Raw genomic sequence first — 25,012 nt, 5'->3', positions numbered from 1 at the left:
AAAGCGGAACCGCCCTTCATCCCCGGGGTTCTGTCGCGGTCAACAGGAGGAAGCCTCGATGAAGATCCGCGATGTGATGACCAAGGACGTTCAGGTCGCCCGCCCCGGCGACACGATCCAGGACGTGGCGGCCCGCATGACCTCGGGCGATTTCGGCTTCATCCCCGTCGCCGACGGCGAGCGGCTGGTCGGGACGGTCACCGATCGCGACATCGCCGTCCGCGCCGTGGGCAAGGGCCTGGGCCCCGCGACCCCCGTCTCGGAGGTCATGACCACCGAGGTGGTGACCGCCCTGGACTCCGCCGACCTCAAGACCGCGCTCGACGCCATGGGCGGCGACAAGGTCCGTCGCCTTCCGGTGGTCGACAAGCACGAGCGGCTGGTCGGGGTGGTGTCGCTGGGCGACCTGTCGACCCGGGTGAAGGAGAAATACGCGGGAGAGACGCTGGAGACGATCTCCCAGCCCGGCTGATCCTTCACCTCCTCTTCACCCTTTTCGGAAACCGCACGTCAAGCGGTGAGGCGTCATCCTGTCCGCCGGACATCGGAGAACCGGCATGGCGCGCGCACAATTCCAGAAGGGCCAGAAGGTCTGGGTCGAATGCGTGGGCGCGTGGGCCCACATCGAGAAGGTCCAGCCCGTCTGGGCCAAGGGCTTCGACGAACCCGTCCGGGTCACCTATGAAATCGGCCTGGGCCGCGAGTTCCTCGCCCACGAGCTGTTGCTGCCCGTCGAGGACGAATCGGTCGACGACATCGGCGACTGGCGTCTGCTGCGCGCCCGCAACAAGTGGCAGCTGGCTGAGGACACGCCTCACCATCCCTTCCCGGGCACCTACCCGGTCGTGGTCACCGACCCCGCCGACTGGGGCGGCTGGCGCGTGCCGGGCGCCGAATACGACCGCGATCCCGACCGCATCGAATTCCAGGCCCGGCTGATCGCCGCGGCGCCCCGCCTCATGAGCCTGGCCCAATCGCTGATCGACGCCGTCGCGGAAAACCCCGATGACGCCCCGCCGGAGAGCATGGCCCTTGCCCGGCAGGCTCGCGATATTCTCAAGAGCGTGACTGACGTACTCGCCACCCCGCCAGAAACTGTTGCGCCAAAGATTCGCGCACAGGCGGCGTGAGGCTACGTATTAACCATAGCTCGACAGGATTCCGCGACGCAGCCTAGATTCCAGACTTCGTCGAATCGCTCGTGCTCAAGCAGGCCAACGGCCGTTAGCACCAGCATTTAAGTCCGGGAGAGCGCCTTGCGGGGCAATGAGCGCCGCATACAGGGACCGGGCCGCCGATCATCCGATCAGGGCGGCGGAGGTGCGGCCAGCCGCACCCAGATCCTGCTTCTGGGCCTCACCCTCGTCGTCGCCGCCTATGTTCTGCTGATCGCGCGCCAGACCGCCCGGCCGGAGCGCGAAGCCGACACCCTGCGCATCGCCGGCCAGCAGCAGGACGCCGAACTGTTCGCGGCGCGGATGGACGGCCGGATCACCGCCGCCCGCGCCGGCCTGACCATCGGCGCGGCCGCCCTCGCCGCCCATGCCGACCGTCCGCTGGACGCCGCCGAGGCCGCCCGCGCCGCTGCGCCCGAAACGGCCTTCGCCATCGTCTCGGCGACCGGCGCCGTTCAGGCGGCCAGCGGGGCCCAGGCCGAGAGCTTCGCTGAACCGCTGGCGTCGGGCGCCCATTCGCCCGCCCTTCGGCTCGGGGCGGACCGTCGCGCGGTCCTGACCGGCAAACCCGCCGGGACGATGCGGATCGTCGCCCGCATCCCCCTGCCCGCGCCTCAGGCGGGCGCCGGCGCCGGTGAAGCCCTCTATCTGTCGACTCCCGATGATGACGCGGCCTCCGCGACGCCGGGCGCCGCCATCCCCGCCCTCAACCATGCGGCCCTGAAGGCGGCGACCAGCCCGATCACCGCGACGCCTGCTGGCGGCAAGCCGATGAGCCTCGTCGCCGCCCCCGTCGGGTCGACCGGCCTGCTGGCCGTCGCGGCCCAGCCCCTGTCTTCCGGCGGCGGCCTGCTCGGCGACGTCTGGGTCCTGCTGGCTCCGCTCGGCCTCGGCGCCCTGGTCGGCGCGCTGATGATGGTTCAGGGCTGGCGGCAGAAGCGCGCCACGCGGGATTGGGCCGAGACCGAGCACCGCTTCCGCGTCGCCGTCGAGGCCGCCCGCTGCGGCGTCTGGGAATGGGACCTGGAGGCCGAGGAAGTCACCCTGTCCGACTATATGGCCACCCTGCTGGGCCTGCCCGAAGGCGGCGTAGTCCCGGCCGCGACCGTGCTGGGCCGGGTCCACCCCAAATACCGCGAACTGGTCGAACACGCCCTGCGTCAGGCCGCGACTTTCGGCGCCTTCGAGACCACCTTCCCCGTCACCGGCGCGAACAGCACGATCCGCTGGATCGACGCCCGGGGTCAGGCGCGCGGCGAGCGCGACGAGGACGGCTTCATCAACATCCTCGGCGTCGCGCTGGACATCACCGAAGCCCGCCGCGCCAAGGCCCAGGCCCAGTCGGCTGAAAGCCGCCTGCGCGACGGTATCGAGAGCGTCTCGGACGCCTTCTCCCTGTTCGACCGTCATGGTCGGCTGATCCTGTGCAACCAGGCCTTCTCCGACGCCTTCGGCCTGGCCCCCGAGGCCGTGCGCCGCGGGGCCATGAAGGACGAACTGAACCGCATCGCCGCCCTGGCCATCAAGGCCGATCACCCGTCCTCGGACCTCGGCGCCGGGATGCGCGAGGTCGAGATGCACGACGGTCGCTGGCTGCGGCTGGCCGAGCGCTACACCTCCGACGGCGGCACCGTGGTCACCGCCACCGACCTGACCCAGATCAAGAAGCAGGAGGCCGAGACCCAGCGCGCGGCCGACAGTCTGCGCCTGATGGTCGATCAACTGGAGTCGAGCCAGGAGAAGCTCAGCCTGCTGGCCCGCAAATACGAAATCGCCATGACCCGGGCCGAAGCCGCCAACCAGGCCAAGTCCGAGTTCCTGGCCAATATGTCCCACGAGCTGCGCACCCCGCTGAACGCCATCAACGGCTTCTCGGAAATCATGGCCGGGGAGATGTTCGGCCCCGTCGGCGACGCGCGGTACAAGGGTTACGCCTCCGACATCCTGCGCTCGGGCCAGCACCTGCTCAGCCTGATCAACGACATCCTGGACATGGCCAAGATCGAGGCCGGCAAGATGACGCTGCACTATGAGAAGGTGTCGCTGAAGGAGGTCTGCGAGGACGCCATCCGACTGATGCGCGGCAAGGCCGAGGACTCCGGCCTGGTTCTGGTGCTCGAAGCCCAGGACCTGCCCGACATCGACGCCGATCAGCGGGGCCTCAAGCAGGTCATGCTGAACCTGATCTCAAACGCCGTGAAGTTCACGCCCGAGGGCGGCTCGATCACCGTCTCGGTGGCCCACCACGGCGCGGGCCGTCAGCGGGTCGCAGTCGCCGACACAGGCATCGGCATCGCCGCAGAGGATTTGAGCCGTCTCGCCCGTCCGTTCGAACAGGTCGAGGGCCAGCACTCCAAGACCACGCAAGGGACCGGCCTGGGCCTGGCCCTGACCAAGTCGCTGATCGAGATGCACCACGGCGTCATGGCCATGGACAGCGAGCCGGGCGCCGGCACCGTGGTCAGCTTCGACCTGCCGGAAGTTCGCCCGGCCGACGCCGAGGCGGATGGCGCCCAGTCCTCATCCCAGACCCAGGCTCGCGCGGCCTGAAGCGGCGCACACCGGGTTTGAGGTCTAGTGCGGGTCCGGGTGAGGACCGCCGGGACGTCCGCCTTCACCGCCGGGTCCGCCGCGACGCTGTTCAACAGGCGCGGCGCCCTTGCCCCGTCGGCTCAGGATGACAGCCAGGGCCTGACGGTCGTCGGGATCCAGGGTAGCGAGAACGGCTGTGGCGTCATGCTCCAGCCGGGTCCGACCGCGCATCTCGGCGGCGCGAGACTGATCCAGCAGGGCGTTGGCGGCCGCTGCGTCAGGGTTCGGACCACGCATCAGCTCAACCGCCTGACGGCGCGCCGCGCGTGAGGCCTCGAAGTCGGGCCGGGCCGCCATGGCCGAAGCGCGGAAGGTCTGCCGCACGCGCTGGCGCGTTTCGGGCTCCATGCCTGCGAGGATGTCCTTGAAGGTGCTCTGGCGGCCGGGAACCTGGGCCGCCTCGATCTTGTCCTCGGCCTTGGTCTTGGTGACCCACAGGGTGACCCCGCCCGCGATAGCGAACAGGTTCAGGGCGACGGAGGCGGCCAGGGCGATCTTCAGGGCGCGCGGCGAATTCAGCAGGCTCAACCCAGAACCTCCGTATCGTCCACGCCGGACAGGCTGGATTGGTAGAGGACCGCGTCGGCCTGGGCGTCGGCGGTCAGGTGCGGGGTCAGGCTGGCGCCGGCGATCACGCCCGCGCAGGCCGCGGCGGCCCAGCCCGCGCCGAACCAGATGACCAGACGGTCCCAGACCAGGCGCGCCTTGCGCGGCGACGGGCCGGCGGCCATGGCCGAGGCGATGACCCGGTCGCGCAGGGCGTTGGACACCATCGGTCGCGCCGAGGCGTCGAGCGCGGCGTCGGTCTGACGCGCCTCGAACAGCATCCGCTCCGCCCACGGCCCGTCAGAGGCCATGAGGGCCTCCGCCGCCTTCCGCTCGGCCTCGGGCCAGCGCCGCTTGTCGGCGCCATAGGCTTCGGCCAGTTGTTTCAGCCTTTCGGCGTTCATCGTCGTCATCCTTCAGCCCCCCGTCCAGCGGCATGCCTCTCGGCATTGGGCGCCATATCCGCCAACGCCTGCCTCAAGGCCCGACGGCCCCGCGACAGCAAACTCTCCAGCGCTTCCACGCTGATGGTCATCAGGTCGGCCGCCTCGATATTGGACAGCTCCTGGTAGTGACACAAGACGATGGCCTCGCGCTGACGCTCGGGCAGTCGCCTCAGGGCCGCATCGACCCGGACGCCCAGTTCGGCGGCCAGAAGGCCCCGGTCGGGCGCCGGCCCGTCGTCGGGCCGGTCGGGCGGCGTCTCGGTCGGCACCTCGCGCCGCCGTCGCAGCCGGTCGTAGCAGAGGTTCAGACCCACCCGGTGCAGCCAGGTGTCGAACTTGGCCTTGCCGGGACGCCAGCGCGGCGCCTGTTTCCAGGCCCTGAGCATGGCCTCCTGGGCCACGTCCTCGGCCTCGACCGGGTCGCCCAGCATCCGCTGCGCCAGGGCCAGCATGCGCGGCAGCTTGCGCGCGACCATGGCTTGGATCGCCGCCGGGTCGCCCTGACCCACGCGGCGAACCAGTTCCTCGTCGGGGTCGACGATCGATGCCAAGCCGGCCTGCTCCCTTGCTCACAGAGCGGGCCGACCGAACCATCACGGCCTTCCCCGACACGGTCTTACTCCGAAGCCGGGGCCGAGGGCGACGCCGAAGTGGCGGCAGGCGCACGGTTTTGTCGGTTAACCCGGCGCTCCTGGAACCGCTCACGCATCACGGCGCGCCCCGCCTGACGCTCAGCCGGGCTCAGGACGCCGTCGTGGTCGGCATCCAGACGGACAAAGCCTTCGGTCAGCCTGGTCTGGACGTCGGCGATGACGATAGGGCCGTGTTGGGCGACGCGTTGAGCGGGCCCGTGGCCTTCACCGCCGCGACGATGTGCCATGCGCGGTCCACGATGCTCGCCCCGCGCTCCACGCGCGCCGTGTTCGGGGCTGGCGGCATCGAACTCGGCGCGGCTGATCTGGCCGTTCTTGTCGGCGTCGAGGCGGTCGAAGCGCTGCGTCGCATGCTCGGCGCGACGGGCCTGACCGGCGGCGCGCCGTTCTTCGGCGGTGACCGTGCCGTCGTGGTTGGTGTCGAGCGCGGTCAGGCGGCTGACGCGGGCCTGAACGAACTCGGCCTGGGTGACCGGCTGGGCTCGACGAGCCTCAATACGCGCGTGACGCGCCGCGGGCGCGGCCTGTGCGGCCGGAGCAGCGGCGGCAGGCGCGGCCGTCTGCGGAGCCGGGGCGGCGGCGCCCACCAGAACGGCCAGGGAAGCGGCGGCCAGTCCGCCGGCGATGATGGTCTTCTTCATACGTCGTCTCCATCGGGCCTGAGCCCGCATGACCCCCGTCGAGAAGTTCAACGCGAGGAAGACGACTCTCCGTCGCGGACGGGCGGCAAGGCCTGATCGAAGGCCGCGCGCGCCTCGGCCCGGACCTCTTTCAACCGGGTCATCAGGGTCTCGAAATCGGGCGCCCCGGCCCCCTCGGCCAGACGCTGGCGGAAGGCCAGGGGCTCCTCTTCCGGATCGGGTCGCTCGTCGAAGGCGCAGGCGAACAGCTGGCCGATCCGCTGCTGCAGCCGCCAGGCCTCGGCCATGGGGGTGTCCTCGCCCAGCTGGACCACGGTCGAGACCGACAGGGGGCCGCCCTGGGGCGCCGCCGTCAGCTGGCGAAACTGGCCCACGAACTCGGCGTCGACCAGGCCTCCGCGCGACAGCTTCAAATCCCAGAAGCCCTGGGCTCGCCGCTCGCGGTCCATCAGATCACGCATGCTGCGAATGTCGCGGGCGATGTCGACGCCGGGGCGCGGCCGACGCAGCGCCGCCTCGATGGCCTGAGAAACCCGCTTGCCGAAACCGGCGTCGCTGGCCCAGGCCACCCGGGCCCGGGTCAGGGCCATGAACTCCCAGGTGTCCGCCTCGGCGGCGTAATAGTCTTCGAAAGCCGAGAGCCTGACCGACACCGGCCCCTTGGCGCCCGACGGCCGCAACCGCATGTCGACCTCATAGAGGCCGCCCTCGGCCGTATGGGCGGACAGGGCCGCGATCAGCTTCTGGGTGAAGCGGACGTTGAAGACGTCGGCGGTCCAGCCCTTGCCCTCGGACACCGCCTCGGGCGGCGCCTCATAGACGGTCATCAGATCGAGGTCCGAGCCCGCGGTCATCTCGCGTGACCCGGCCTTGCCCAGGGCGATCACCGCGACCGCTCCGGGCATCGCCCCGCCCAGCCGCACCGTCTCGGCCAAGGCGGCCTCGGCCAGGGTCCCCATGACGGCGTCGGCGAGGTTGGTGAAAGCCCGGCCCGCCGCGCCCGGCCCGACCCGCCCGGTCAGGGTCTGGATGCCGATGCGGAAGGCCTGTTCGCGGTGCAGGCGGCGCACGACGTTCATCGCCCCCTCGAAGTCGCCCGCCTCGCGCGCCTCGGCCTCCATCTGGGCGAACAGGCCGGTATTGGGGCCGACAGGGATCTGGAAACGGGCGTCGAGCATGGAATCCAGCGCCGCCGGATAGCGGCCCAGGGTGCGCGCCAGCCTCGGCGCGAAGGCCATGACCCCGACGATCAGGCCGAACAGCTCGGGCTGGTTCAGGAACAGAGCCTGGACCTGCACGCCCGAGTTCATGGCCGAGAAAAAAACGGCGAACCGCTTGAAGGCCGCGTCCGGCGAACCGGTCCGGGCCACGGCGGTCAGCAGGCGCGGCGCCAGCCGGGTAAACAGCTCGCGTCCCCGCGCCGAGCGCGTCGCCGGGATGCGGCCGTGGTGCCAACTGCGGATCGTATCGGCGACGGTGGCGGGCTCGGAAAAGCCCATGCGCTTGAGCGTCTCCAGCGTCTCCGGATCATTGTCCACGCCAGTGAAGACCAGACTGCCCCAGGGCGAGGACAGGTCTTCCTCGCCTTCGAACAGCTGGCCATAGGTGCGGTTGACGCCAAGCAGCAGGGCCTCCACGCCCCGGTCGAATTCGGCCAGACTGGCCTCGCCCGACAGGGCGGCGACGGCGATGCGGCGCTCGGCGTCGACCGGCAGGGTGTGGGTCTGTTCGTCGTCCAGCATCTGGACGCGATGCTCCAGCGCCCGCAGCTCGGCATAGGCGGCGGTCAGATCGGCGGCGACCTCGGTCGGGATGTGCCCCGCCGCCGCCAGAGCCGCGAGGGCCTCGTCGGTGCGCCGCGCGCGCAGGGACTTGTCGCGCCCGCCGAGGATCAGTTGCTGGGTCTGGGCATAGAATTCGATCTCGCGGATGCCGCCCCGACCGAGCTTCAGATTGGCGCCCATGGCCACCAGACCGTCGCCGGTCTTGTGCGCGTGAATCTGGCGTTTGATCGACTGGATATCGAGCACGGCCTGATAGTCGAGGCTGCGCCGCCAGACGAAGGGAACCAGCGCCTCGAGAAACTCCGCCCCCGCCTCCGGGTCGCCGCAGATGGCCCGCGCCTTGATGAAGGCGGCCCGCTCCCAGTTCTGGCCGACGGATTCGTAATAGGACAGGGCCATGGGCGTGGCGACGACCGGCGGCGTCGAGGACGGGTCGGGCCTGAGGCGGAGATCGACCCGGAAGACATAGCCGTCCGCCGTCCGCTCCTGCAGCAGGGTCGCCGTCGCCTGGGCCAGACGGTCGACGAAGGGCTGGGCCTCAACGCCGGGGGCGAGGGCGGGCGCCAGCCGGTCGGGATCGAAGAAGAGGGAGATGTCGATGTCGCTGGAATAGTTCAGCTCAAAGGCGCCGTGCTTGCCCATGGCCAGGCCGAACAGGCCGGGGACCGGACCGGCGAGATCGCCGACCGCCGAGATCAGCTTGCCCCTGGCGCGCTGCTCGCTCGCGACCGAGGCCAGCGCCGTCTGGGTCACGGCGTCCGCAAACCGCGACAGGGCGGCCGTAACAGCGGTCAGGTCCCAGACCCCTCCCAGATCGGCCAGCGCTGTCAGCAGGTGCAGATCGGCCTTCAGCCCCCGCAGCGGCGCCCGAACCTCATCCGGCGGGCCGCTCAGGGCGAGGGTCTCGGCGAGGATGACTTCCAGCCGGGCCTCGGGCGCGGTCTCCAGCGTCGCGCGCAGCCGCTCGGGTGAACGTCGCGCCAATCCGGCCAGATAGGGAGAGGCGGCGAAGACCGGAGCCAGGGCCGGCCAGGCGCGGTCGAGACAGGCGCTCCAGCCACCCTCCTCCGCCGCGGGTTTCAGGCGCTCCAGCCAGCGCGTGGCGGCCGCCGCATCCACGACCGGGCCGCAAGGACCGATGCGGTCGCCGAGGACGGGCTCAGTCACGGCGCCGGCTGCAGCACGAGGGCGACGCGCAGGCCGGGCCCGAAGCCGCCGTAGGCGCCCGGACCTTCGTCCAGCTGGACCCGTCCGGCATGGGCCTCCAGCACGGCGGAGACCAGAGACAGGCCCAGACCCGAGCCCGCCTCGCTGCGGCTGTTGTCGAGGCGGACGAAGCGCTGAACCACCCGTTCGCGGTCCTCGGCGGGAACACCCGGGCCGGTGTCGGTGACCGAATATTCGATCTCGCCCGACGAGCGCCGACGCGCGCGCAGCATCACCGCCCCGCCGGTCGGGGTGTATTTGATGGCGTTGTCGATGACGTTGGCCAGGGCTTGGGCGAGGAAGGGCTGGTTGCCCTCAACCATCAGGCCGCGCTCGATCTCGGCGGAGAACTCCAGCCCCTTGTCCTCGGCGGCGGGTTCATAGAGCTCGGCCATGTCGGCGGCCAGATCGGCGGCGTCGAACACCTGCGGATCCGGCGCGCCGCCCGCCTGCAGCCGGGCGATGGCCAGGACGGTGTTGAAGGTCTTGAGCAGATGATCGGCCTCGGTCAGGGCGATTTCCAGCGCCTCGACTCCCGAAACCTTGCCCGCCTCAGCGTCGATCAGGGCCACCTCCAGCTTGGCCCGCATCCGGGTCAGGGGCGAACGCAGGTCGTGGGCGATGGCGTCGCCCGCGTGACGGATCGAGGCCATCGAGGCCTCCAGCCGGTCCAGCATCCCGTTCAGCCCGCGCCCGAGCTCATCGAGCTCGTCGCCTGACGCCCGGACCTGGGCCCGCGCCTTCAGATCGCCGTCGCGCACCGCCGCCACGACCGTATTCAACCGGCCCATCGAGCGCTCGACATTGCGGCTGATGATCAGTCCGCCGGTAGCGCCCAGCAACAGCACCCCGCCCATGGCCATCCACAGGGCCTGGGTCAGACGCGACAGGGATTCCTCGATGTCGCCGATGTCCTCGCCGACGAACAGCCGCTCCCTGCCGGAAAGCAGAACCTCCTGCCCGATGCCCTGACGCGTCTGGACGCGACCGTCCGCGTCGGTCGAGGTCAGGGGGAAGGGCTCCCATTCGCCGGCGGCGGCCGGCTGTTTTGGATCAACAGGCGATTTCGAAAGATTGCTGCTGATCTGCTCGCCCCTGGCGTCGACCAGAACATAGAGGTAGGGGCCGCCGCGCACGATCCGCTCGACCAGGGCCTGGTTGAGGGCGTCCACCCCGCGCGTGCGATAGATCGCCTGCAAGGCGGACAGCTCGATCAGGACGTCCTTCTGCGACCGCGCACGCGCCTCCGAGGCCGAGGCGAAATAGACATAGGCCAGGATGGCGCTGGCCGCCGCCGCGAACAGCGCCAGGAACAGCAGCGTCAGCCGGAAGGGCGTGCGGCGAAAGAGGGACGGCAGTTTCATCGAGGCGTCTTACGCCTCCAGCCGGTATCCCGCCCCGCGCACCGTCTGCAGCATGGCCTTGTCGAAGCCCTTGTCGATCTTGGACCGCAGGCGGCTGATGTGGACGTCGATGACATTGGTCTGGGGGTCGAAATGATATTCCCAGACCTTCTCCAGCAGCATGGTGCGGGTCACCGACTGGTTGGCGTGACGCATCAGGAACTCCAGCAGCTGGAACTCGCGCGGCTGCAGGTCGATCTCGGTGGCGCCGCGATGCACGGTGCGGGCGATCAGGTTCATCTCCAGGTCGCCGACCTTGAGCACGGTCTGGACGCCGCCGGTCTCGCGGCGGCGGGCCAGGGCCTCGACCCGGGCGATCAGCTCGCCGAAGGCATAGGGCTTGACCAGATAGTCGTCGCCGCCAGCCTTCAGACCCGTGATCCGGTCCTCGACCTCGCCCAGCGCCGACAGGAACAGGACCGGGGTCTGGTCGCCGTCCTTGCGCAGGGTCTCGACCATGCCGATGCCGTCGAGGCGCGGCATCATCCGGTCCACGACATAGACGTCATAGCCGCCGCGCTGGGCCTCGAGCAGGCCATAGGCGCCGTCGATGGCGTGCGACACCTCGTGCCCGGCCTCGGTCAGGCCGCGAACCATCGCGGTCGCCGCCTCGGCGTCATCCTCGACCACCAGAACACGCATGAAGCCCTCCTGAATTCAGAATCGTCACGGACGTTAGCGCATCCGTGACGATCCTGTCAGTTAAGCCTTATTCACCCTTGGACAGTTCCAGGGGCACAAGCCGCGACGTGCCGTTCACCACCACGGACAGAAGCACGTGGGAGCGGCCGGCGGCGCGCGCGGCGTCGACCGCGGACTTGAAGTCCTGCGGCGTATTCACCGTGCGGCCGAAGGCCTTGGTGATCACGGTGCCGGCGGGCATGCCGATCTCGCCGGCCTTGGAGCGCGGCGCGACCTCGGTGACGACCAGACCCTCGGTCACATCGTCCGCCAGCGAATAGCGGCGCTTCAGCGCGGGGGTCAGGGCCGAGAGGTTGATGCCCTCGACCGTCAGGCCGGACGGAGCGGTCGGCCCCGGCGTCGGCGCGCGCGGATTGCCCTCGTCATCCTCGGGATAGAGTTCGGCTTCCGACGGGCGTTTGGCCGACTTGACCGTCACTGTCTGACGACGGCCATCACGGAACAGCTCGATGCGCAGATCGCTGCCGACCGAAACGGCGCCGACCGCACGGGTCAGGGCGTTGCTGGTCTCGACCGCCTGGCCGTTGACCGAGACGATCACGTCGGCGGCGCGGACGCCTCCGCGCTCGGCCGGACCGCCGGCGGTGACCGATTCGACCATGGCGCCCTTGGCGTCGGCGGGCAGACCCACCGCAGCCTTGAGATCATCGGTCAGATTGCGAATCTGGACGCCGATATAGCCGCGCTCGATGGCGCCGCTGCGGATCAGCTGGTCGGTGACGCTCTTGGCGGTGGCCGCCGGAATGGCGAAGCCGATGCCGACCGAGCCTCCGGTGGGCGAAAAGATCGCCGAGTTCACGCCGATGACGCGGCCGTAGATGTCGAAGGTCGGGCCGCCCGAGTTGCCCCGGTTGATGGCGGCGTCGATCTGCAGATAGTCGACGTAGGCGCTCGAACGGTCCTGCAGGTCGCGGCCGCGGGCCGAGACGATGCCCGCCGTCGCCGTGCCGCCCAGACCGAAGGGATTGCCGACCGCCACGACCCAGTCGCCGACGCGCGGATCGGCCTGTTCTTCGAAGCTGACGAAGTTGAAGTCCGAGCCATCGACCTTGATCACGGCCAGGTCGGTGCTTTCGTCGCGCCCGACCAGGGTGGCGTCCAGGGTCCGGCCGTCGGTCATCTTGACCTTGATGGACTTGGCGTTGGCCACGACGTGGTTGTTGGTGACGATATAGCCATCACGCGAGATGAAGAAGCCTGAGCCGGCGCCTTGGGCCAGTTGCGGCTCGGCGTCGGGCTCGGCCTGCTGCTGCTGGCCGGGTCCGGGAATGACCAGACCGGGCAGGCCCGGAATCTGGAAGCCCTGAACGCCCTGCGGACGCTCGACCGGGGTTTCGACCTCGATCTGGACCACGGCGGGCGCGACCTGCTGGACGATGTCGGCGAAGCTGAGCGGCGCGCCCTGCGGCGGGGCGAAGGCGAGGCCCGCGGCCCCGGCCGAGGCCACCAGCTGCCCTGGACGGGTCTCGGCATGGGCGCCGGGCCATGAAATGACGCCGCCGGCGGTGGCGCCCGCCGCAACGATCAGGCCGGCCGCAGCCCCCAGAATGAACTCTTTCCGCTTCAGCATCGTCGTCTTGCGATCCTCTTTCGGCCTCGTCTGGAGACCGTTTCGCGTTGAGATATAGGCCCGTTCCAGCCGAAGCCACAACGCCGCCGAACGGATCGTTGATCGCGCCCGGCGTCAGTCGTGGGACGAAGTTGCGTCAGGATCGGGGCGAACTCCTTCCGTGTGGAGAAGTTCCTCCAGACGCCGCTCCTCATCGGGCGAAAGCGGGGCCGTCACGGGCTTTTTGCGCAAGGACAGGACGACAAAGGCCGCGCCCGCAACGAGCACGAGCACCAGGGGTCCGAACCACAGGAGCCAGGTCGCGGCCTTCACCGGCGGCTTGAACAGGATGTAGTCGCCCCAGCGGCGGACAAGGTCTTCGCGGATCGAGTCATCGGTGGCGCCCGAGGCGATCTCCTCGCGGACGAGGCGGCGCATGTCGGCGGCGATGCCGGCGGGACTGTCGGCGATGGATTCGTGCTGGCAGACGACGCAGCGGATGTCCTGGAACAGGGCCTGGGCCCGGGCTTCCTGCGTCGGCGAGGCCAGCGGCTGGTCGGGCGCAGCGGCGGGTTCGGCCATTGCAGGCGCGGCGAGAAGTACGAAAACGAAGGCGATCGCGGCCCTTCTCACGTGGCGCCCTCCATCGCCTTTTTGCGTCCCGCGACTCCGATGCGGAGACGTCGATCCAGCAGCGACAGGACTCCGCCGAGGGCCATGACCAACGGTCCGAGGAAGATCAGCCGCGCCCAGGGGTTCCAGTAGACCCGCACCGTCCAGGCCCGGGCGGCCTGAGGCGTGGAGCGGCGCTCGCCCAGCACCACATAGACGTCGTCCAGCCCGCGGAAGTCGAGGCCGACCTCGGTCGTGGTCTGGCCGCCGGCGGGGAAGAAGCGACGCTCGGCGATAACGGTCCGTTCCCGGCCGCCATCGGTGGGCGTCACCGTCAGATGGCCCTGCTCGGCCAGATAGTTGGGCCCCTCGACGATGCGGACGTCGTCCAGCCTCACCGAATAGCGGCCCGCCGTCACCTCGCCGCCGATGCCGAGCGGGGCGGCGGCCTCGACCTTGAAGCCGGTCTCGACCACGGCGCCGAGCACGAACAGGCCGAGCCCGGCATGGGCCAGGGTCATGCCCCAGGCGCCCAGTGGCAGGGCCTTCGCCCGACGCCGCACCTCCGCGAGAGGGACGCGGAAAAGCCGCACCCGCTCGGTGACCTCGGCCAGGGCGCCGAGGATCAGCCAGGCGCCGATGGCGATGCCGCCCGCCGCCATGGCCTTGCGCGGCTCGAAAACCATCCAGCCCAGAAGAGCGCAGACGAGAGACAGACCGGCCGCGACCGCCAGCCTCTGGCCCGCGCCCTTGAGGTCGCCGCGCTTCCAAGCCAGCAGCGGCCCGGCGGGCAGGATCAGGAAGGCGACCACCATCAGCGGCGTGAAGGTCAGGGCGAAATAGGGCGGGCCGACCGAGATGGTCGCGCCCGTCGCCGCCTGGAGGATCAGGGGGTAGAGGGTGCCGAGAAGCACCGTCGCCGCCGCTGCAGTCAGGAAGAGGTTGTTGAGCACCAGCGCGCCTTCTCGGCTGATGGGTGCGAACAGGCCGCCGCCGGTCAGCTTCGGCGCGCGCCAGGCGAACAGGGCGAAGGCCGCACCTGCCGTGACGCCGAGAATGCCCAGCAGCATCAGGCCACGCTCGGGATCGACCGCGAAGGCGTGGACCGAGGTCAGGACGCCGGAGCGGACAAGGAAGGCGCCCAGCATGGAGAAGGTGAAGGCCAGAAGGGCGAGGAAGACCGTCCAGCCCGCCAGAGCTCCGCGCCGCTCGGTCACCACGGCGCTATGGAGCAGGGCCGCGCCCGCCAGCCAGGGCATGAAGCTGGCGTTCTCGACCGGGTCCCAGAACCACCAGCCGCCCCAGCCGAGCTCGTAATAGGCCCAGAAGGAGCCGAGGGTGATGCCGATGGTCAGGAGCACCCAGGACGCCAGGGCCCAGGGCCGGACCCAGCGGCCCCAGGCGGGGTCGACGCGGCCCTCGATCAGGGCCGCGACCGCCAGCGAAAAGGTCACCGAGAAGCCGACATAGCCCGCGTAGAGCAGCGGCGGGTGGAAGGCGAGCGCCGGGTCCTGAAGCAGGGGGTTCAGGGAGGCGCCCTGGAACGGCGCCGGGTCCAGACGGGCGAAGGGATTGGAGGTGAAGACGGCGAAGGCGAGGAAGAGGCTTCCCAGCGCCCCCTGCACGCCGACCGCCGAAGTCTTGAGCCCGAACGGCAGGCCGCTGGCCCGCGCAAGCGCCGCGCCGAAGCCGGTCATCACCAGACACCACAGGATCAGCGAGCCTTCATGGCTGCCCCAGGCGCCCGCGACCTTGTAGAGCATCGGCTTGTCGGTGTGGCTGTTGTTCGCGACGTTGGCGACCGAGAAGTCCGAGGTCACGAAGGCGAAGATCAGGGCTGCAAAGGCCAGCGCCACCAGACAGGCCGAGGCAATGGCCGCGCCTTGCGCCGCGCCGGCCAGAACGGGCGAACGGCGGATGCGCCCGGCCGCCGCCATAACGGTTTGCAGCACCGCCAGAACAAGGGCCAGGAGCAGGGCGTAGGCGCCGAATTCGCTGATCACAGGGCGGCGTTTCCAGTGGAAGCAGAGGACGGCGCGGGCCGCCACTCGCCCTTGGCCTTCAGCTTGTCGGCCACTTCGCGCGGCATGTATTTTTCGTCGTGCTTGGCCAGGACCTGATGGGCGACGAAGGTGCGGTCGGACTGGAAGCTCCCTTGCGCCACGATCCCCTGCCCTTCGCGGAACAGGTCGGGCAGGTCGCCGTGATAGATGACCCGGGTCGAGGCCATATTGTCGGTGACGGCGAAGCTGACGTCGGCGCCGTGGCGTTGCACGCTGCCCGCCTCGACCAGACCGCCCAGACGGATGTCGCGCCCGGCCGGGGCCTTTTCCACGGTCACTTCCGACGGGGTGAAGAAGAAGGTCACGCTGTCGTTCATGGCCCAGAGTGACAGGCCGACGGCGAGGGCCAGGATCGGCGCCACGGCCGCCACGACCCACAGGCGACGCCGCGCCTTCGGTGATCGGGGAAGCCAGCTCATGTCCGGAAGGGTCCGCGCGCGCAGGAAAACTCGCGGCCGTATAGCGGGGCGCGGCAGGGGCCGAAAGAGGTCATCGGGCCGCGCCCGCGCTGCCGGCGGCCAGCCGCTTCTCAAGATCGGCGCGGCGCGGATCGGCGGGGTCCAGCGCCTTGATCAGCGGCGTCCACAACACCAGGGCGCCGGCGCGATCGCCGCGCGTCAGGGCGGCGTCGCCGAGGAAGTAGAGGGCGCCCAGCTGGCCGGGATCGCGCTTCAGCGCCTCACGGAAGGCCGCCTCGGCGTCGGCGCCGACAGCTCCGTCCTGCGACCGGACCAGGCTCTCGCCCAGCCGCGACCAAGTGCGGGGATCATCGGGGTTCATCGCGAGCGCCCGGCGGAAGGCCGAGGCCGCCCCGACCGGATCGTCGGCGGCGAAACGGGCCGCGCCCAGCATGGTCAGGATCTGGCGGTCGTCAGGGCGCAGCCTCGCCTCCCGCGTCAGGACCGCCGCTACCTGTTCGGCTTCCAGCGGCTCGGCCGAGGCGCCCCAGGCGTCGACGCGGCGATCATAGGTCTGGTCGCCGTAACCGGGCTTGCCGATGCCCCAGTAGAGGCCGAGCGCGACCACCGCCGCGAGCACGACCCCGCCCAGAACCCAGCGCCGGTCACTCGGCCGGGCGCGCAGTTCGACGGGACCGGTCCGCCCGGCCAGCAGGCGACGGCCGGCCTCGGCCCGAGCAGCCGTCCAGGCCTCTTCGGTCAGCAGGCCGCGGGATTTCAGCCGGTCAAGCTCGGCCAGTTCGCGCGCGGCCGCGTCCGGTTCGACATCGACCACGGCGTCGACGCCGCGCCGCGCGCCGGTGAGCACCAGCAGAGCCGCCATCGCGGTCGCCAGTGCGGTCATGATCCAGAAGGCCGTCATGGAACCGCTCTAGCGGATCGCACGACCGGCGGCGAGAGCCCCCGGAACGCGTCTCAGGCCAGGACCTTGGCCGGGGTCGGCCCGCCCGCCACGGCGGTGCGGCGACGCACGGCCCGCGCTTCGGTGAGTGCGGCGATCTGTTCCAGGAAGCCGGCGACCATGGCCGCGCGGTCGATGGCCGCCGTCTCGTCCGGGGCGTCGCCGGAGTTGACGTCCTCGATGATCAGATCGGCATAGCTGCTCAACTGGACCGTCAGGTTCTGGACCAGGGTCGAGCGTTGCGCCTCGCACCCGAAAGGTCCGGCCAGATTGCGGAACAGACCGACCATCCTGAGGGCGTCCTGCGCCGCCTGGATCGTGGTTGGCTCGAGCTCGATGTCCAGATTGGGCGCGCTGCGGGTCATACGGCCGGAGGTCTGGACCTTGTGCATGGGCACGGCCTTGTCGACCAGCTTGCCGACCCCGCTGAGCAGTTCGCCCAGCCGCTTGCCGACCCGGACGCGGACCTCACGTAACCGCTTGCCCCAGTCGCCCTCGCGATCGACGTGGACGGTGGCCTCAAGCTCTTTCAGGACGTCGGCGCACCACTGGAGATCAGCGCAAAGGCTCTCGACCGGGTCGCCGGGCCTGAAGGCGATGATGCGGGCGCAGCGCGTCTCCATCCCCACGACCAGCCGGTCGACGAAGACGGCCAGTTCGCTCTCGGACAGGAAGGCCCCGCGCGCCGCGGCGGTGGAGGTGTGGACCATCAGCCTGAGAATCAGCGAGGCGTCGGCGAGGTGGGCGAACAAGATGTCCATCAGGCGCTCGGCGCCGTCCGGCAGCATTTCCGAGGCGTCGCGGACCAGAAGCCTCAGTTCGGCGACCTGGTCTCCATCCGGGCGGCCAACCCAGGCCTGCAGCGACGGCAGGGCGCGATAGACCAGTCCGCCGAAGTCGCAGCAATGGGCCAGATCCTCCAGCCCCCTTTCCCGGGTCGCCGGGTCACCGAGCGACGCGGGCCAGACATCATTGGGCCGGTCGCGTACAGCGGCGGCGGCCGTGGCGCACAGCCGGGCGCAGACGGCGGCGGTCCGGGCGGCCTCGCGGTCGTCGTCCTCGTCCAGCAACGGCAGGATATTGGGTTCGCGGCTTGAGGCGATCTTCCAAAGGCGCGGCAGGACTCCGGGCGGGAAGCTGGTGGCCTCAACCCCGTCGGCGCGCGGGCGGAACAGGGGCGTCAGGGCAGCAAAACCCCGGGCGCGGCGCACGCGGTCGATGGTTTCGGCGGCCAGCATCTCTTCAAGCGCGCGCGCCTTGCCGCCCGGCATGCCCGAGACGGCGAGCGTCAGCTGGCGCAGCGTCCGGTCGGGAACGCCTTCGACCACCTGGCCCAGAGCCATGCGATGCGCGACCGAAAGTTCGGTCATCCAGCCTCTACCCCACGTAAACGCCTGTACGCGTCCAGAATAGGGTTAGCGGGTTAACGGATTACGTAGGAACCTTAACGGGTTAGGCCTCAGCCGCCGGCAACTCAAGGATGGCTTTCAACCCGCCCAGATCGCTGCCGCCCAGTGTCAGACGGCCGCCGTAGGCGCGCGTCAGGTCGTCGACAATCGACAGGCCCAGGCCCGATCCGGGCGCGCCTTCGTCCATCCGCTGGCCACGCTTCATGGCCGTCTCGCGCTGGTCCTCGGGCAGGCCGGGGCCGTCATCCTCGACCACCACGATCATCTGGCCCAGACCACTGGGACCGGCCGAAACCCGGACGCGGCGCTTGCACCATTTGCAGGCGTTCTCGATCAGATTGCCGAGGATTTCCTGCAGATCCTGACGCTCGCCGAGGAAGCCCAGTTCGTCCGGGGCGCGCCAGTCGATCTCCACGTCCTTGGACTGGAAGACCCGCTCCAGCATGACGGCCAGTTCGTCGATGACCTCGCCGACCGGTGTCCGTTCGCCCAGACCGTGGGCGGCGCGGGCGGCGGCGCGGGCGCGGCGCAGGTGGTGGTCGACCTGACCCTTCATCACCTCGGTCTGGCGGCGCACGAGATCACCCAGTTTTTCGCGATCGCTCTGGGGGTCCGAGGCCTCGGCCAACATGACCGACAGCGGCGTCTTCAGGGCGTGGGCCAGGTTTCCGACGTGGGTCCGCTGACGCTCCACCACCTCCTGATTGTGGTCCAGAAGCTGGTTCACCTGCTCCGCAAGCGGCGCGATTTCAACGGGATAGGAGCGCTCAATGCGCGCCGCCTTGCCCTTGCGGACATTGGCGATCTCGGTCCTGAGCCCGAACAGGGGGCGCAGGCCGATCTGGACCTGCAGGAAGACAGCGATCACCAGACCCAGCCCCAGAATCAGCAGAGCCGTCCAGGTGAAGGTGGCGAACTGGCGGGTGTCGAGGTCGATGTCGGACCGGTCGATGCCGGCCATGAAGACCAGGGGCGCGGCGCGGTCAGGGATGGACTTGAGACTGGCGGCAACGCGCAGCGGCTGGCTGTGCGACGGCCGCAGCACCCCGTTCAGGTCGTTGTAGGTGATCAGGATGCCGAACTCGGACTTCAGCCGCGACGGCAATTCGGGGTCGATGAACAGGGTCTCGCCCGCCAGTGACGGCGACCGTTCGACGACGCGCAGGCCGCCTTGCTCGTCGAACTCGGCGATCATCCAGTATTTGCCGGACAGGCCCCTTAGCGTCGGGGCGTCCTTGATCTCGTCGACGTGAACGCCGCCGCCGGGCGTGGCGGTGGTGGCCAGCACCACTTCGTCGATGGTGTCGCCCAGCATATAGCCGAGCCGGCGCAGGGCGCTTTCCTGATACTGGCTGGTCAGAACCCCGCCGGTCAGGATCAGGGCCAGGGCGATCCAGCCGCAGGCCAGCAGGATCAGACGCCGCGTCAGACTGCGGCCGGGGCGGCCGAACCAGCGGCCCCAGTCCTCGAAGATCGACGGCTTCGAGCGCTCTACGGAAGGTTCGACAGGGGCGTCGCTCACGCCGCTTCGGATTCGCCGGCCAGGGGCGTCAGGCGATAGCCGAGGCCGCGCACGGTCTCGATCCGGTCAGACCCGACCTTCTTGCGCACCCGACCGATGAACACTTCGATGGTGTTGGAATCGCGGTCGAAATCCTGGTCGTAGAGGTGCTCGACCAGCTCGGTGCGGCTGATGACCCGGCCCTGATGCATCATCATGTAGTGCAGCAGCCGGTACTCCAGCGAGGTCAGGCGCAGAGGCTCGCCGTTGACCGTGGCCCGGGCCGCGCGCGGGTCCAGACGCAGGCCGCCGCATGACAGGGTCGCCGAGGCGATGCCGGCCGAGCGGCGCAGCAGGGCCCGCAACCGCGCCAGCAGCTCCTCGGTGTGGAAGGGCTTGGTCAGATAGTCGTCAGCGCCGGCGTCGAAGCCCGAGACCTTGTCGGACCAGGCGCCGCGCGCCGTCAGGATCAGGACCGGGGTCGTCTTGCCGTCGCGGCGCCAGCGCTCGAGCACGGAGACGCCGTCGATCTTGGGCAGACCGAGGTCGAGCACGACCACATCATAGGGTTCGGTGTCGCCGAGGAAGTGGGCCTCTTCGCCATCGGCGGCGTGATCGACCGCATAGCCAGCGTCGCCCAGCGCCTGCTTCAGCTGACGCGACAGATCGACATCGTCCTCGACCAGAAGAATGCGCATTCAGTAGCTCCCGAAACCTGGGTTCAATTTCCGCTGGCCGAGACGGAGATCTGGAAGATCCGCCCATTGTCATCGAAGACGAAGACATAGGAGCCGCCCTGCAGCCCGCGAGAGCCGACGAAGCGGGCGCCGCGCGCGCGGGACTGGGCGATGGACTGGGCCTGGGCCTCGCTGATCTGACGGCCTTCCCGGCCCTGATCACGCGACTGCTCCTGACGCTGCCCGCGGTCGTAGTCGCCACGGCGGCCGTGATCCTGCGCAGACGCGGCGCTGAAGGGCGCGGCGGCGACAAGAAGAGCCAGGGTGATGGCGAGAGCGCGGGTCATGATGGAGGTGTTTATGCGTCAGTGGCCCTGAACGAGGCCTGAACGGCACTGTAAGGCGGTTTGCCGGGATGTCGAAGGGGTTCGCATATCCCACCAAAGTCCGTCTTGCGCATTTGTCATGCACATGAACCGAACCTGACCAGGGCTGTTCAGGTCGGGCTCAGCCGGGGGGTGGTTATCTGCAGTCATCGCTGGCCACCCCGGCCCCCGACGAACAGATTTCCAAGGAGTGATCAGATGTTCAAGAAGATGATTGTCCCCGCCCTGGTTCTGGCCGCGACGTCGGCCGCCGCCATCCCCGCCGCCGCCCAGTCCTATCACGGCCCGTACAACAGCCGCCCGCCCGTCGTCTCCACCGGCTACGGCAACTGGCAGTCGATCAACCAGCGCCAGGTCCAGCTGGATCGCCGCATTGACCAGGGCGTCCGCAACGGTTCGCTGAGCCGTCGTGAAGCCAGCCGCCTGCGCGGCGAGTTCAACAGCCTGGCCCGTCTGGAAGCCAGCTACCGCCGCGGCGGTCTGTCGAGCTGGGAACGCGCCGACCTGGATCGTCGCTTCGACCGCCTCGAAGCCCAGATCCGCTACGAGCGCCACGACCGGGATAACCGTCGCGGCTAATCCGGACCTTTCGGTCTGAATCAGAGGGCGCGATCCGCAAGGGTCGCGCCCTTTCGCTATGCGGTCAGGGACGCAGCCGCAGCCGGCTTTCCATCACGGTGACCGCCTGCCCCCGGATCAGCACACGATCGCCCGCGACCTCGGTCTCGAAGAGGGCGCCGCGACCGGGATAAATTTGGCGGAAGCGGACCACCGGACGTCCCAGCCGGTCGGCATAGAGGGGCGCGAGGATGCAATGGGCCGAACCGGTCGCGGGATCCTCATCGATACCGCAGCCGGGCCCGAAGAATCGATCGACCACATCGACGTCATCCTGATCAGACAGGGCTGCGATGATCACCTGACCACCCTCCCCAGCCTCACCCTGTAAGCCGCCCAGAGCCTTGAAGTCGGGCGTGCAGGCCCGCACGGCCGCCGCGTCGGGCAGCAGGACGACCAGATAACGGCCCGCCCAGACCTCAACGGGCTCGACGCCCATGGCCTCAGCCAGACCCTCAACCGGGCCGGTTCGGCGTGGCGGATCCGACGGTAGATCCATCTCGAAGCCCTCAGCCGCCTTGCGGACGGTCAGACACCCCGACCGGGTGTCAAAGCTGACGGCGGTCAGGGCCGGGTCGATTTCCGTCATCAGGGCCGCGCCGGAGGCGAGGGTTGCATGACCGCAGAGATCGACCTCCATTGTCGGGGTGAACCAGCGCAGGTCGAAGCGGGACGGGTCGGCCGTCCGGCGCAGGAAGGCCGTCTCCGACTGGTTGTTCTCCATGGCCAGGGCCTGCATCCAGCCGTCGACGGGCCAGACCTCGAACGGCTCGACCACACAGGCCGGATTGCCCATGAAGGCTCGGTCGGCGAAGGCGTCTATGGTCCACTGGCGCATGGTGGTTGCCTAGACCACGCGCGATGGACTGGAAACCCGAAGCCTATTCCGCCGGGGCCGCGGCCGGGGCGGCGATCACCGGAGCGACACGGGGAATGGGCGTTCTCTGGCCATAGGTCAGCATCCGCAGAAGCCATTCCAGCGGCCCCATCTCATAGAATTTCAGCCAGACGACGCTGAAGATCCCCTGCCCGATCCAGATCAGGGCGGCGATCCCCATCAACTGGGCGAAGCCGAACTTCCCGAGCAGGCCGAAGGCGTAGAACAGGATGGCCGTGATGACCGACTGGCCGACATAGTTGGTCAGGGCCATGCGACCGATGGCCTTGACGGCCCCCGCCAGCTTGCCCAGAGCGCCGACCTGATAGAGGGTCATGACCAGACCCAGCAGGCCGATGGTCATCGGCAGCCGCCCGACTTCGTAGAGGAAGGCGCCCCAGAGCATCTGCCAGGGGTTCAGCTCATAGGCCGTCGTCCAGGCGCAGAAGGCCTGTACGCCCCGGATCGCCAGACCGAGGCCATAGCCGCCGACCATCAGTCCGACATAGGTCTTCAACGGCTTCTGGCCGGTCAGATAGCCCTTCTGGAACAGGGCCATGCCGATCAGCATGAAGCCGAGGCTTTCCAGCAGGCCGATGACGCCGTTGCGCGTGAGATTGAACTGGGCCCAGATTTTGGTGCTCCAGACGAGGACGCCGGGGAAGCTGGTGCGCTGCTGGCGTTCCTTCTCCAGCTTGGCGGCGGGTGGGCGCATGGCCTCGGCGCCCCGCGCCTGCATCTTGAGCGCGGCCTTCTGCTCGTCGGTGAGGGTCTTGCCCTCGGCCTTGGCGGCCGCCGCGGCGGGGGCGTCGCGCAGGGCGGCGGCGCGGTCGATCACCGGGATGGCGAAGCTCAGTGTCAGGACCACCAGCGATGCTGCCGCAGCCGTCAGTAAAAGCCGGGGCGGCGACTTCCGGAACAGGATCAGCGCCAGTCCCGTCACGCCGTACGCGAACAGGATTTCGCCGGGCCAGACGAAGATCGCAAAGTTCGCCACCCCCAGAAGGATCAGGGCGAAGCAGCGGGTCAGATAGGCCCAGGTCGCCTTCTCCCCGCCCGGCTCGTCGACGCGGCGCAGCATGATCAGCATCCCGGCCCCGAACAGCAGGGTGAACATCCCGCGCATGGTTCCGGAGAAGAAGACGTCCTGGATGGTGAAGGCGATCCAGTCGGGATTGGGGGCGGCGGGCAGCGGCGGTCGGCCCGACTCGCCCAGCATGCCCATGTAGGGAATGTTCATCAGCAGGATGCCGCAGACCGCGACACCCCGTAGCACATCCATGGAGCCGAACCGCTCCTTCACCGCCACCGGCGCAGCCGTCATCGTCATCGCGATCTCCCCTCGCATGCGACAGGGAACGACGATACGCGAAAAATCAGAACACGGCAAAGCCCCGTGCGGCGGGGGTCAGGCCTCGACCACCGTCACTTCCGGCCAGCGCGACGTCACCTTGGTCGCGATCTTCGCCCAGTCCTTGGCCAGGGGCCGGTTGGGATTGGGACGCACGATCAGGTCGAAGGCGTCTTCCAGACCGAAAGGCGCCACGACGGTGATGCTGTCGTCGGCTTCCAACCGCACGCCAACGGCGAAGGCCGGGGCGACGAAACGCGGCAGGGCCTCGGCGGTCGAGGCGATGGGGTCGTAGTCCTCGCCGAATTTGGACCTGAACCAGATCGGCACCCGGCATTGGTTGCGCGCCTCGACCCGGCTGCGCAGCGGCTCCTCGAAGGCGGCGGCGACGCGCTTGATGATTACGTCCTCTGCGTCCCAGCTGGTGTCCGGGTCGAAATAGCCGAGGTCGAAGTCGTTGACGCCGTAGCCCGGCTCGCGGCCCGTCACATCGTTCCAGACGCTCTGATAGACTGAGCCGGAGAAGATCAGCCAGTCGGGCAGGTCGAGGCCCCGCACCGTGGTCATGACGTGCATCAGGTCGGGATAGCCGCGGACGATCTCGACCAGTCGTTGCTTCAGATCGCTCATCGTCCCCTCACCGGCCAACCGTGATCCAGAGGGCCGTGGCCATGGCCCAGCCCCGGCGCGCGCCGGATCGCCTCGGCGACATAGGCCCAGGCCTCGGCGACCGCGACCTCCAGCGGCAGGCCCTTGGCCAGACCCGCCGCGCAGGCGCTGGCCAGGGTGCAGCCGGTGCCGTGGGTCGAGGTGGTGTCGATGCGCGGCCCCTCCAGCAAGGTTTCGCCAGACGCGGTCATGAGGATGTCGATGACGGTCGGCCCGTCGACATGGCCGCCCTTCATCAACACCGCCTTCGCCCCCATGGCCAACAGGGCCTCGCCAGCGCGGCGCTGGCCGTCCAGATCGTAGACCACGAGCCCGGTCAGGGCCTCGGCCTCTGGCGCGTTGGGAGTCAGCAAGGTCGCGCGCGGGACCATCAGGGCCTTCACCGCCTCGACCGCGTCATTGGCCAGCAGGGAGGCCCCGCCCTTGGCCACCATGACCGGATCGACGACCACGGCGGCGTCCGAGGTATCGAGGATGGCGGCGACGCGTTCGACCGTCTCGGCCGTGCCCAGCATGCCGGTCTTGATCGCGTCGGCGCCGATGTCGTCCAGCACGGCCCGCGCCTGCTGCTCGATCAGGTCGAGCGGCAGGGGGAACACCCCCGTCACCCCCAGCGTATTCTGGACCGTGATGGCCGTGATGGCGGTCGCCGCATAGGCGCCCAGCATGGTCACGGCCTTGATATCGGCCTGGATCCCGGCCCCGCCGCCCGAGTCCGAGCCGGCGATGATCAGGACGCGCCCCGGGCCTTCTTTGGCGGGCTTGCTTATGGATTCGGCGGTCATGCCGTCCT

The 25,012-nt window shown here is 69.4% G+C and carries 24 protein-coding genes; 4 read left to right on the top strand and 20 right to left on the bottom strand.

Features of this window, described 5'->3' with window-relative positions; genetic code table 11:
- Nucleotides 1-58: 58 nt before the first annotated feature.
- From AC1ROD_RS13425 to AC1ROD_RS13415, 3 genes are all read left to right on the top strand, one after another.
- A complete protein-coding gene (locus AC1ROD_RS13425) occupies nt 59-472 on the top strand; it encodes a CBS domain-containing protein (protein WP_492948766.1) in 414 nt (137 codons plus the stop codon).
- A gap of 85 nt (nt 473-557) precedes the next feature.
- Nucleotides 558-1,130 carry a hypothetical protein gene (locus AC1ROD_RS13420; RefSeq protein ID WP_492948765.1) on the top strand — a complete coding sequence of 191 codons (573 nt, stop codon included), beginning with the start codon at nt 558-560 and terminating at the stop codon, nt 1,128-1,130.
- 126 nt (nt 1,131-1,256) lie between these two features.
- The gene (locus AC1ROD_RS13415) at nt 1,257-3,725 is read left to right on the top strand and encodes a PAS domain-containing sensor histidine kinase (RefSeq protein WP_492948764.1); all 2,469 of its coding nucleotides are present in this window, start codon (nt 1,257-1,259) and stop codon (nt 3,723-3,725) included.
- A 24-nt stretch (nt 3,726-3,749) separates the two neighbouring features.
- On the opposite strand, the gene AC1ROD_RS13410 is transcribed toward AC1ROD_RS13415, so the two are convergent.
- The 16 genes from AC1ROD_RS13410 to AC1ROD_RS13335 all read right to left on the bottom strand — a co-directional run bounded on the left by AC1ROD_RS13410 (nt 3,750) and on the right by AC1ROD_RS13335 (nt 20,665).
- Nucleotides 3,750-4,295 (bottom strand): periplasmic heavy metal sensor, encoded by a 546-nt coding sequence (locus AC1ROD_RS13410; protein WP_492948763.1) that lies wholly within the window; start codon nt 4,293-4,295, stop codon nt 3,750-3,752.
- Nucleotides 4,292-4,717: a hypothetical protein gene (locus AC1ROD_RS13405; RefSeq protein WP_492948762.1), complete on the bottom strand. Its 426-nt coding sequence runs from the start codon at nt 4,715-4,717 to the stop codon at nt 4,292-4,294. Before AC1ROD_RS13405 ends, AC1ROD_RS13410 begins: the two co-directional genes overlap by 4 nt.
- Nucleotides 4,718-4,722: 5 nt before the next feature.
- Nucleotides 4,723-5,310, bottom strand: a complete 588-nt coding sequence (locus AC1ROD_RS13400) for an RNA polymerase sigma factor (RefSeq protein ID WP_492948761.1) — start codon at nt 5,308-5,310, stop codon at nt 4,723-4,725.
- Nucleotides 5,311-5,375: 65 nt separating this feature from the next.
- On the bottom strand, nt 5,376-6,053 hold the full coding sequence (locus AC1ROD_RS13395; protein WP_492948760.1) for an EF-hand domain-containing protein: 678 nt from the start codon (nt 6,051-6,053) through the stop codon (nt 5,376-5,378).
- 47 nt (nt 6,054-6,100) lie between these two features.
- Nucleotides 6,101-9,004, bottom strand: a complete 2,904-nt coding sequence (locus tag AC1ROD_RS13390) for a bifunctional [glutamine synthetase] adenylyltransferase/[glutamine synthetase]-adenylyl-L-tyrosine phosphorylase (protein WP_492948759.1) — start codon at nt 9,002-9,004, stop codon at nt 6,101-6,103.
- A complete protein-coding gene (locus AC1ROD_RS13385; RefSeq protein ID WP_492948758.1) occupies nt 9,001-10,407 on the bottom strand; it encodes a sensor histidine kinase in 1,407 nt (468 codons plus the stop codon). Before AC1ROD_RS13385 ends, AC1ROD_RS13390 begins: the two co-directional genes overlap by 4 nt.
- A gap of 9 nt (nt 10,408-10,416) precedes the next feature.
- Nucleotides 10,417-11,088 carry a response regulator transcription factor gene (locus AC1ROD_RS13380; protein ID WP_492948757.1) on the bottom strand — a complete coding sequence of 224 codons (672 nt, stop codon included), beginning with the start codon at nt 11,086-11,088 and terminating at the stop codon, nt 10,417-10,419.
- 67 nt (nt 11,089-11,155) lie between these two features.
- The gene (locus AC1ROD_RS13375) at nt 11,156-12,718 is read right to left on the bottom strand and encodes a Do family serine endopeptidase (protein ID WP_492948756.1); all 1,563 of its coding nucleotides are present in this window, start codon (nt 12,716-12,718) and stop codon (nt 11,156-11,158) included.
- 114 nt (nt 12,719-12,832) lie between these two features.
- On the bottom strand, nt 12,833-13,330 hold the full coding sequence (locus AC1ROD_RS13370) for a cytochrome c-type biogenesis protein (RefSeq protein WP_492948755.1): 498 nt from the start codon (nt 13,328-13,330) through the stop codon (nt 12,833-12,835).
- On the bottom strand, nt 13,327-15,312 hold the full coding sequence (locus tag AC1ROD_RS13365) for a heme lyase CcmF/NrfE family subunit (protein ID WP_492948754.1): 1,986 nt from the start codon (nt 15,310-15,312) through the stop codon (nt 13,327-13,329). Before AC1ROD_RS13365 ends, AC1ROD_RS13370 begins: the two co-directional genes overlap by 4 nt.
- Entirely contained in the window at nt 15,309-15,791 is a 483-nt protein-coding gene (gene ccmE, locus AC1ROD_RS13360; protein ID WP_492948753.1) for a cytochrome c maturation protein CcmE, read from the bottom strand. The genes AC1ROD_RS13365 and ccmE overlap by 4 nt, the downstream gene beginning before the upstream one ends.
- Before the next feature lie 70 nt (nt 15,792-15,861).
- Nucleotides 15,862-16,692 carry a c-type cytochrome biogenesis protein CcmI gene (gene ccmI / locus AC1ROD_RS13355; RefSeq protein ID WP_492948752.1) on the bottom strand — a complete coding sequence of 277 codons (831 nt, stop codon included), beginning with the start codon at nt 16,690-16,692 and terminating at the stop codon, nt 15,862-15,864.
- Between the two features lie 53 nt (nt 16,693-16,745).
- Entirely contained in the window at nt 16,746-18,101 is a 1,356-nt protein-coding gene (locus AC1ROD_RS13350; RefSeq protein ID WP_492948751.1) for a hypothetical protein, read from the bottom strand.
- Between the two features lie 82 nt (nt 18,102-18,183).
- Nucleotides 18,184-19,662: a sensor histidine kinase gene (locus AC1ROD_RS13345; RefSeq protein WP_492948750.1), complete on the bottom strand. Its 1,479-nt coding sequence runs from the start codon at nt 19,660-19,662 to the stop codon at nt 18,184-18,186.
- On the bottom strand, nt 19,659-20,339 hold the full coding sequence (locus AC1ROD_RS13340; RefSeq protein ID WP_207870583.1) for a response regulator transcription factor: 681 nt from the start codon (nt 20,337-20,339) through the stop codon (nt 19,659-19,661). The genes AC1ROD_RS13345 and AC1ROD_RS13340 overlap by 4 nt, the downstream gene beginning before the upstream one ends.
- Before the next feature lie 23 nt (nt 20,340-20,362).
- Complete coding sequence (locus tag AC1ROD_RS13335; protein ID WP_492948749.1) at nt 20,363-20,665, bottom strand: hypothetical protein; 303 nt, start codon at nt 20,663-20,665, stop codon at nt 20,363-20,365.
- 237 nt (nt 20,666-20,902) lie between these two features.
- On the opposite strand from AC1ROD_RS13335, the gene AC1ROD_RS13330 reads away from it, so the two are divergent.
- Nucleotides 20,903-21,283 (top strand): hypothetical protein, encoded by a 381-nt coding sequence (locus AC1ROD_RS13330; RefSeq protein WP_492948748.1) that lies wholly within the window; start codon nt 20,903-20,905, stop codon nt 21,281-21,283.
- 64 nt (nt 21,284-21,347) lie between these two features.
- On the opposite strand, the gene AC1ROD_RS13325 is transcribed toward AC1ROD_RS13330, so the two are convergent.
- From AC1ROD_RS13325 to thiD, 4 genes are all read right to left on the bottom strand, one after another.
- A complete protein-coding gene (locus AC1ROD_RS13325) occupies nt 21,348-22,160 on the bottom strand; it encodes a PhzF family phenazine biosynthesis protein (protein ID WP_492948747.1) in 813 nt (270 codons plus the stop codon).
- 43 nt (nt 22,161-22,203) lie between these two features.
- Nucleotides 22,204-23,529 (bottom strand): DUF418 domain-containing protein, encoded by a 1,326-nt coding sequence (locus tag AC1ROD_RS13320; protein WP_492948746.1) that lies wholly within the window; start codon nt 23,527-23,529, stop codon nt 22,204-22,206.
- A gap of 78 nt (nt 23,530-23,607) precedes the next feature.
- A complete protein-coding gene (locus tag AC1ROD_RS13315; protein ID WP_492948745.1) occupies nt 23,608-24,180 on the bottom strand; it encodes a nucleotidyltransferase family protein in 573 nt (190 codons plus the stop codon).
- Nucleotides 24,177-25,004, bottom strand: coding sequence for a bifunctional hydroxymethylpyrimidine kinase/phosphomethylpyrimidine kinase (gene thiD, locus AC1ROD_RS13310; RefSeq protein ID WP_492948744.1), 828 nt, complete (start codon nt 25,002-25,004; stop codon nt 24,177-24,179). The genes AC1ROD_RS13315 and thiD overlap by 4 nt, the downstream gene beginning before the upstream one ends.
- Nucleotides 25,005-25,012 lie beyond the last annotated feature (8 nt).

This window comes from Brevundimonas sp. GW821-FHT12E07 (genome assembly GCF_058807035.1).
The sequence above is the reverse complement of the archived record's forward strand: the minus strand, read 5'-3'. Positions and strand labels throughout refer to the sequence as shown.

Excerpts from the sequence above, each read along its gene's own strand:
- AC1ROD_RS13425 (WP_492948766.1), top strand. The coding sequence starts at position 59 with ATGAAGATCCGCGATGTGATGACCAAGGACGTTCAGGTCGCCCGCCCC.
- AC1ROD_RS13420 (WP_492948765.1), top strand. The coding sequence starts at position 558 with ATGGCGCGCGCACAATTCCAGAAGGGCCAGAAGGTCTGGGTCGAATGC.
- AC1ROD_RS13405 (WP_492948762.1), bottom strand. The coding sequence starts at position 4,717 with ATGAACGCCGAAAGGCTGAAACAACTGGCCGAAGCCTATGGCGCCGAC.
- AC1ROD_RS13395 (WP_492948760.1), bottom strand. The coding sequence starts at position 6,053 with ATGAAGAAGACCATCATCGCCGGCGGACTGGCCGCCGCTTCCCTGGCC.
- AC1ROD_RS13385 (WP_492948758.1), bottom strand. The coding sequence starts at position 10,407 with ATGAAACTGCCGTCCCTCTTTCGCCGCACGCCCTTCCGGCTGACGCTG.
- AC1ROD_RS13380 (WP_492948757.1), bottom strand. The coding sequence starts at position 11,088 with ATGCGTGTTCTGGTGGTCGAGGATGACGCCGAGGCGGCGACCGCGATG.
- AC1ROD_RS13375 (WP_492948756.1), bottom strand. The coding sequence starts at position 12,718 with ATGCTGAAGCGGAAAGAGTTCATTCTGGGGGCTGCGGCCGGCCTGATC.
- ccmE (WP_492948753.1), bottom strand. The coding sequence starts at position 15,791 with ATGAGCTGGCTTCCCCGATCACCGAAGGCGCGGCGTCGCCTGTGGGTC.
- ccmI (WP_492948752.1), bottom strand. The coding sequence starts at position 16,692 with ATGACGGCCTTCTGGATCATGACCGCACTGGCGACCGCGATGGCGGCT.
- AC1ROD_RS13350 (WP_492948751.1), bottom strand. The coding sequence starts at position 18,101 with ATGACCGAACTTTCGGTCGCGCATCGCATGGCTCTGGGCCAGGTGGTC.
- AC1ROD_RS13340 (WP_207870583.1), bottom strand. The coding sequence starts at position 20,339 with ATGCGCATTCTTCTGGTCGAGGACGATGTCGATCTGTCGCGTCAGCTG.
- AC1ROD_RS13335 (WP_492948749.1), bottom strand. The coding sequence starts at position 20,665 with ATGACCCGCGCTCTCGCCATCACCCTGGCTCTTCTTGTCGCCGCCGCG.
- AC1ROD_RS13330 (WP_492948748.1), top strand. The coding sequence starts at position 20,903 with ATGTTCAAGAAGATGATTGTCCCCGCCCTGGTTCTGGCCGCGACGTCG.
- AC1ROD_RS13325 (WP_492948747.1), bottom strand. The coding sequence starts at position 22,160 with ATGCGCCAGTGGACCATAGACGCCTTCGCCGACCGAGCCTTCATGGGC.
- AC1ROD_RS13320 (WP_492948746.1), bottom strand. The coding sequence starts at position 23,529 with ATGACGATGACGGCTGCGCCGGTGGCGGTGAAGGAGCGGTTCGGCTCC.
- AC1ROD_RS13315 (WP_492948745.1), bottom strand. The coding sequence starts at position 24,180 with ATGAGCGATCTGAAGCAACGACTGGTCGAGATCGTCCGCGGCTATCCC.
- thiD (WP_492948744.1), bottom strand. The coding sequence starts at position 25,004 with ATGACCGCCGAATCCATAAGCAAGCCCGCCAAAGAAGGCCCGGGGCGC.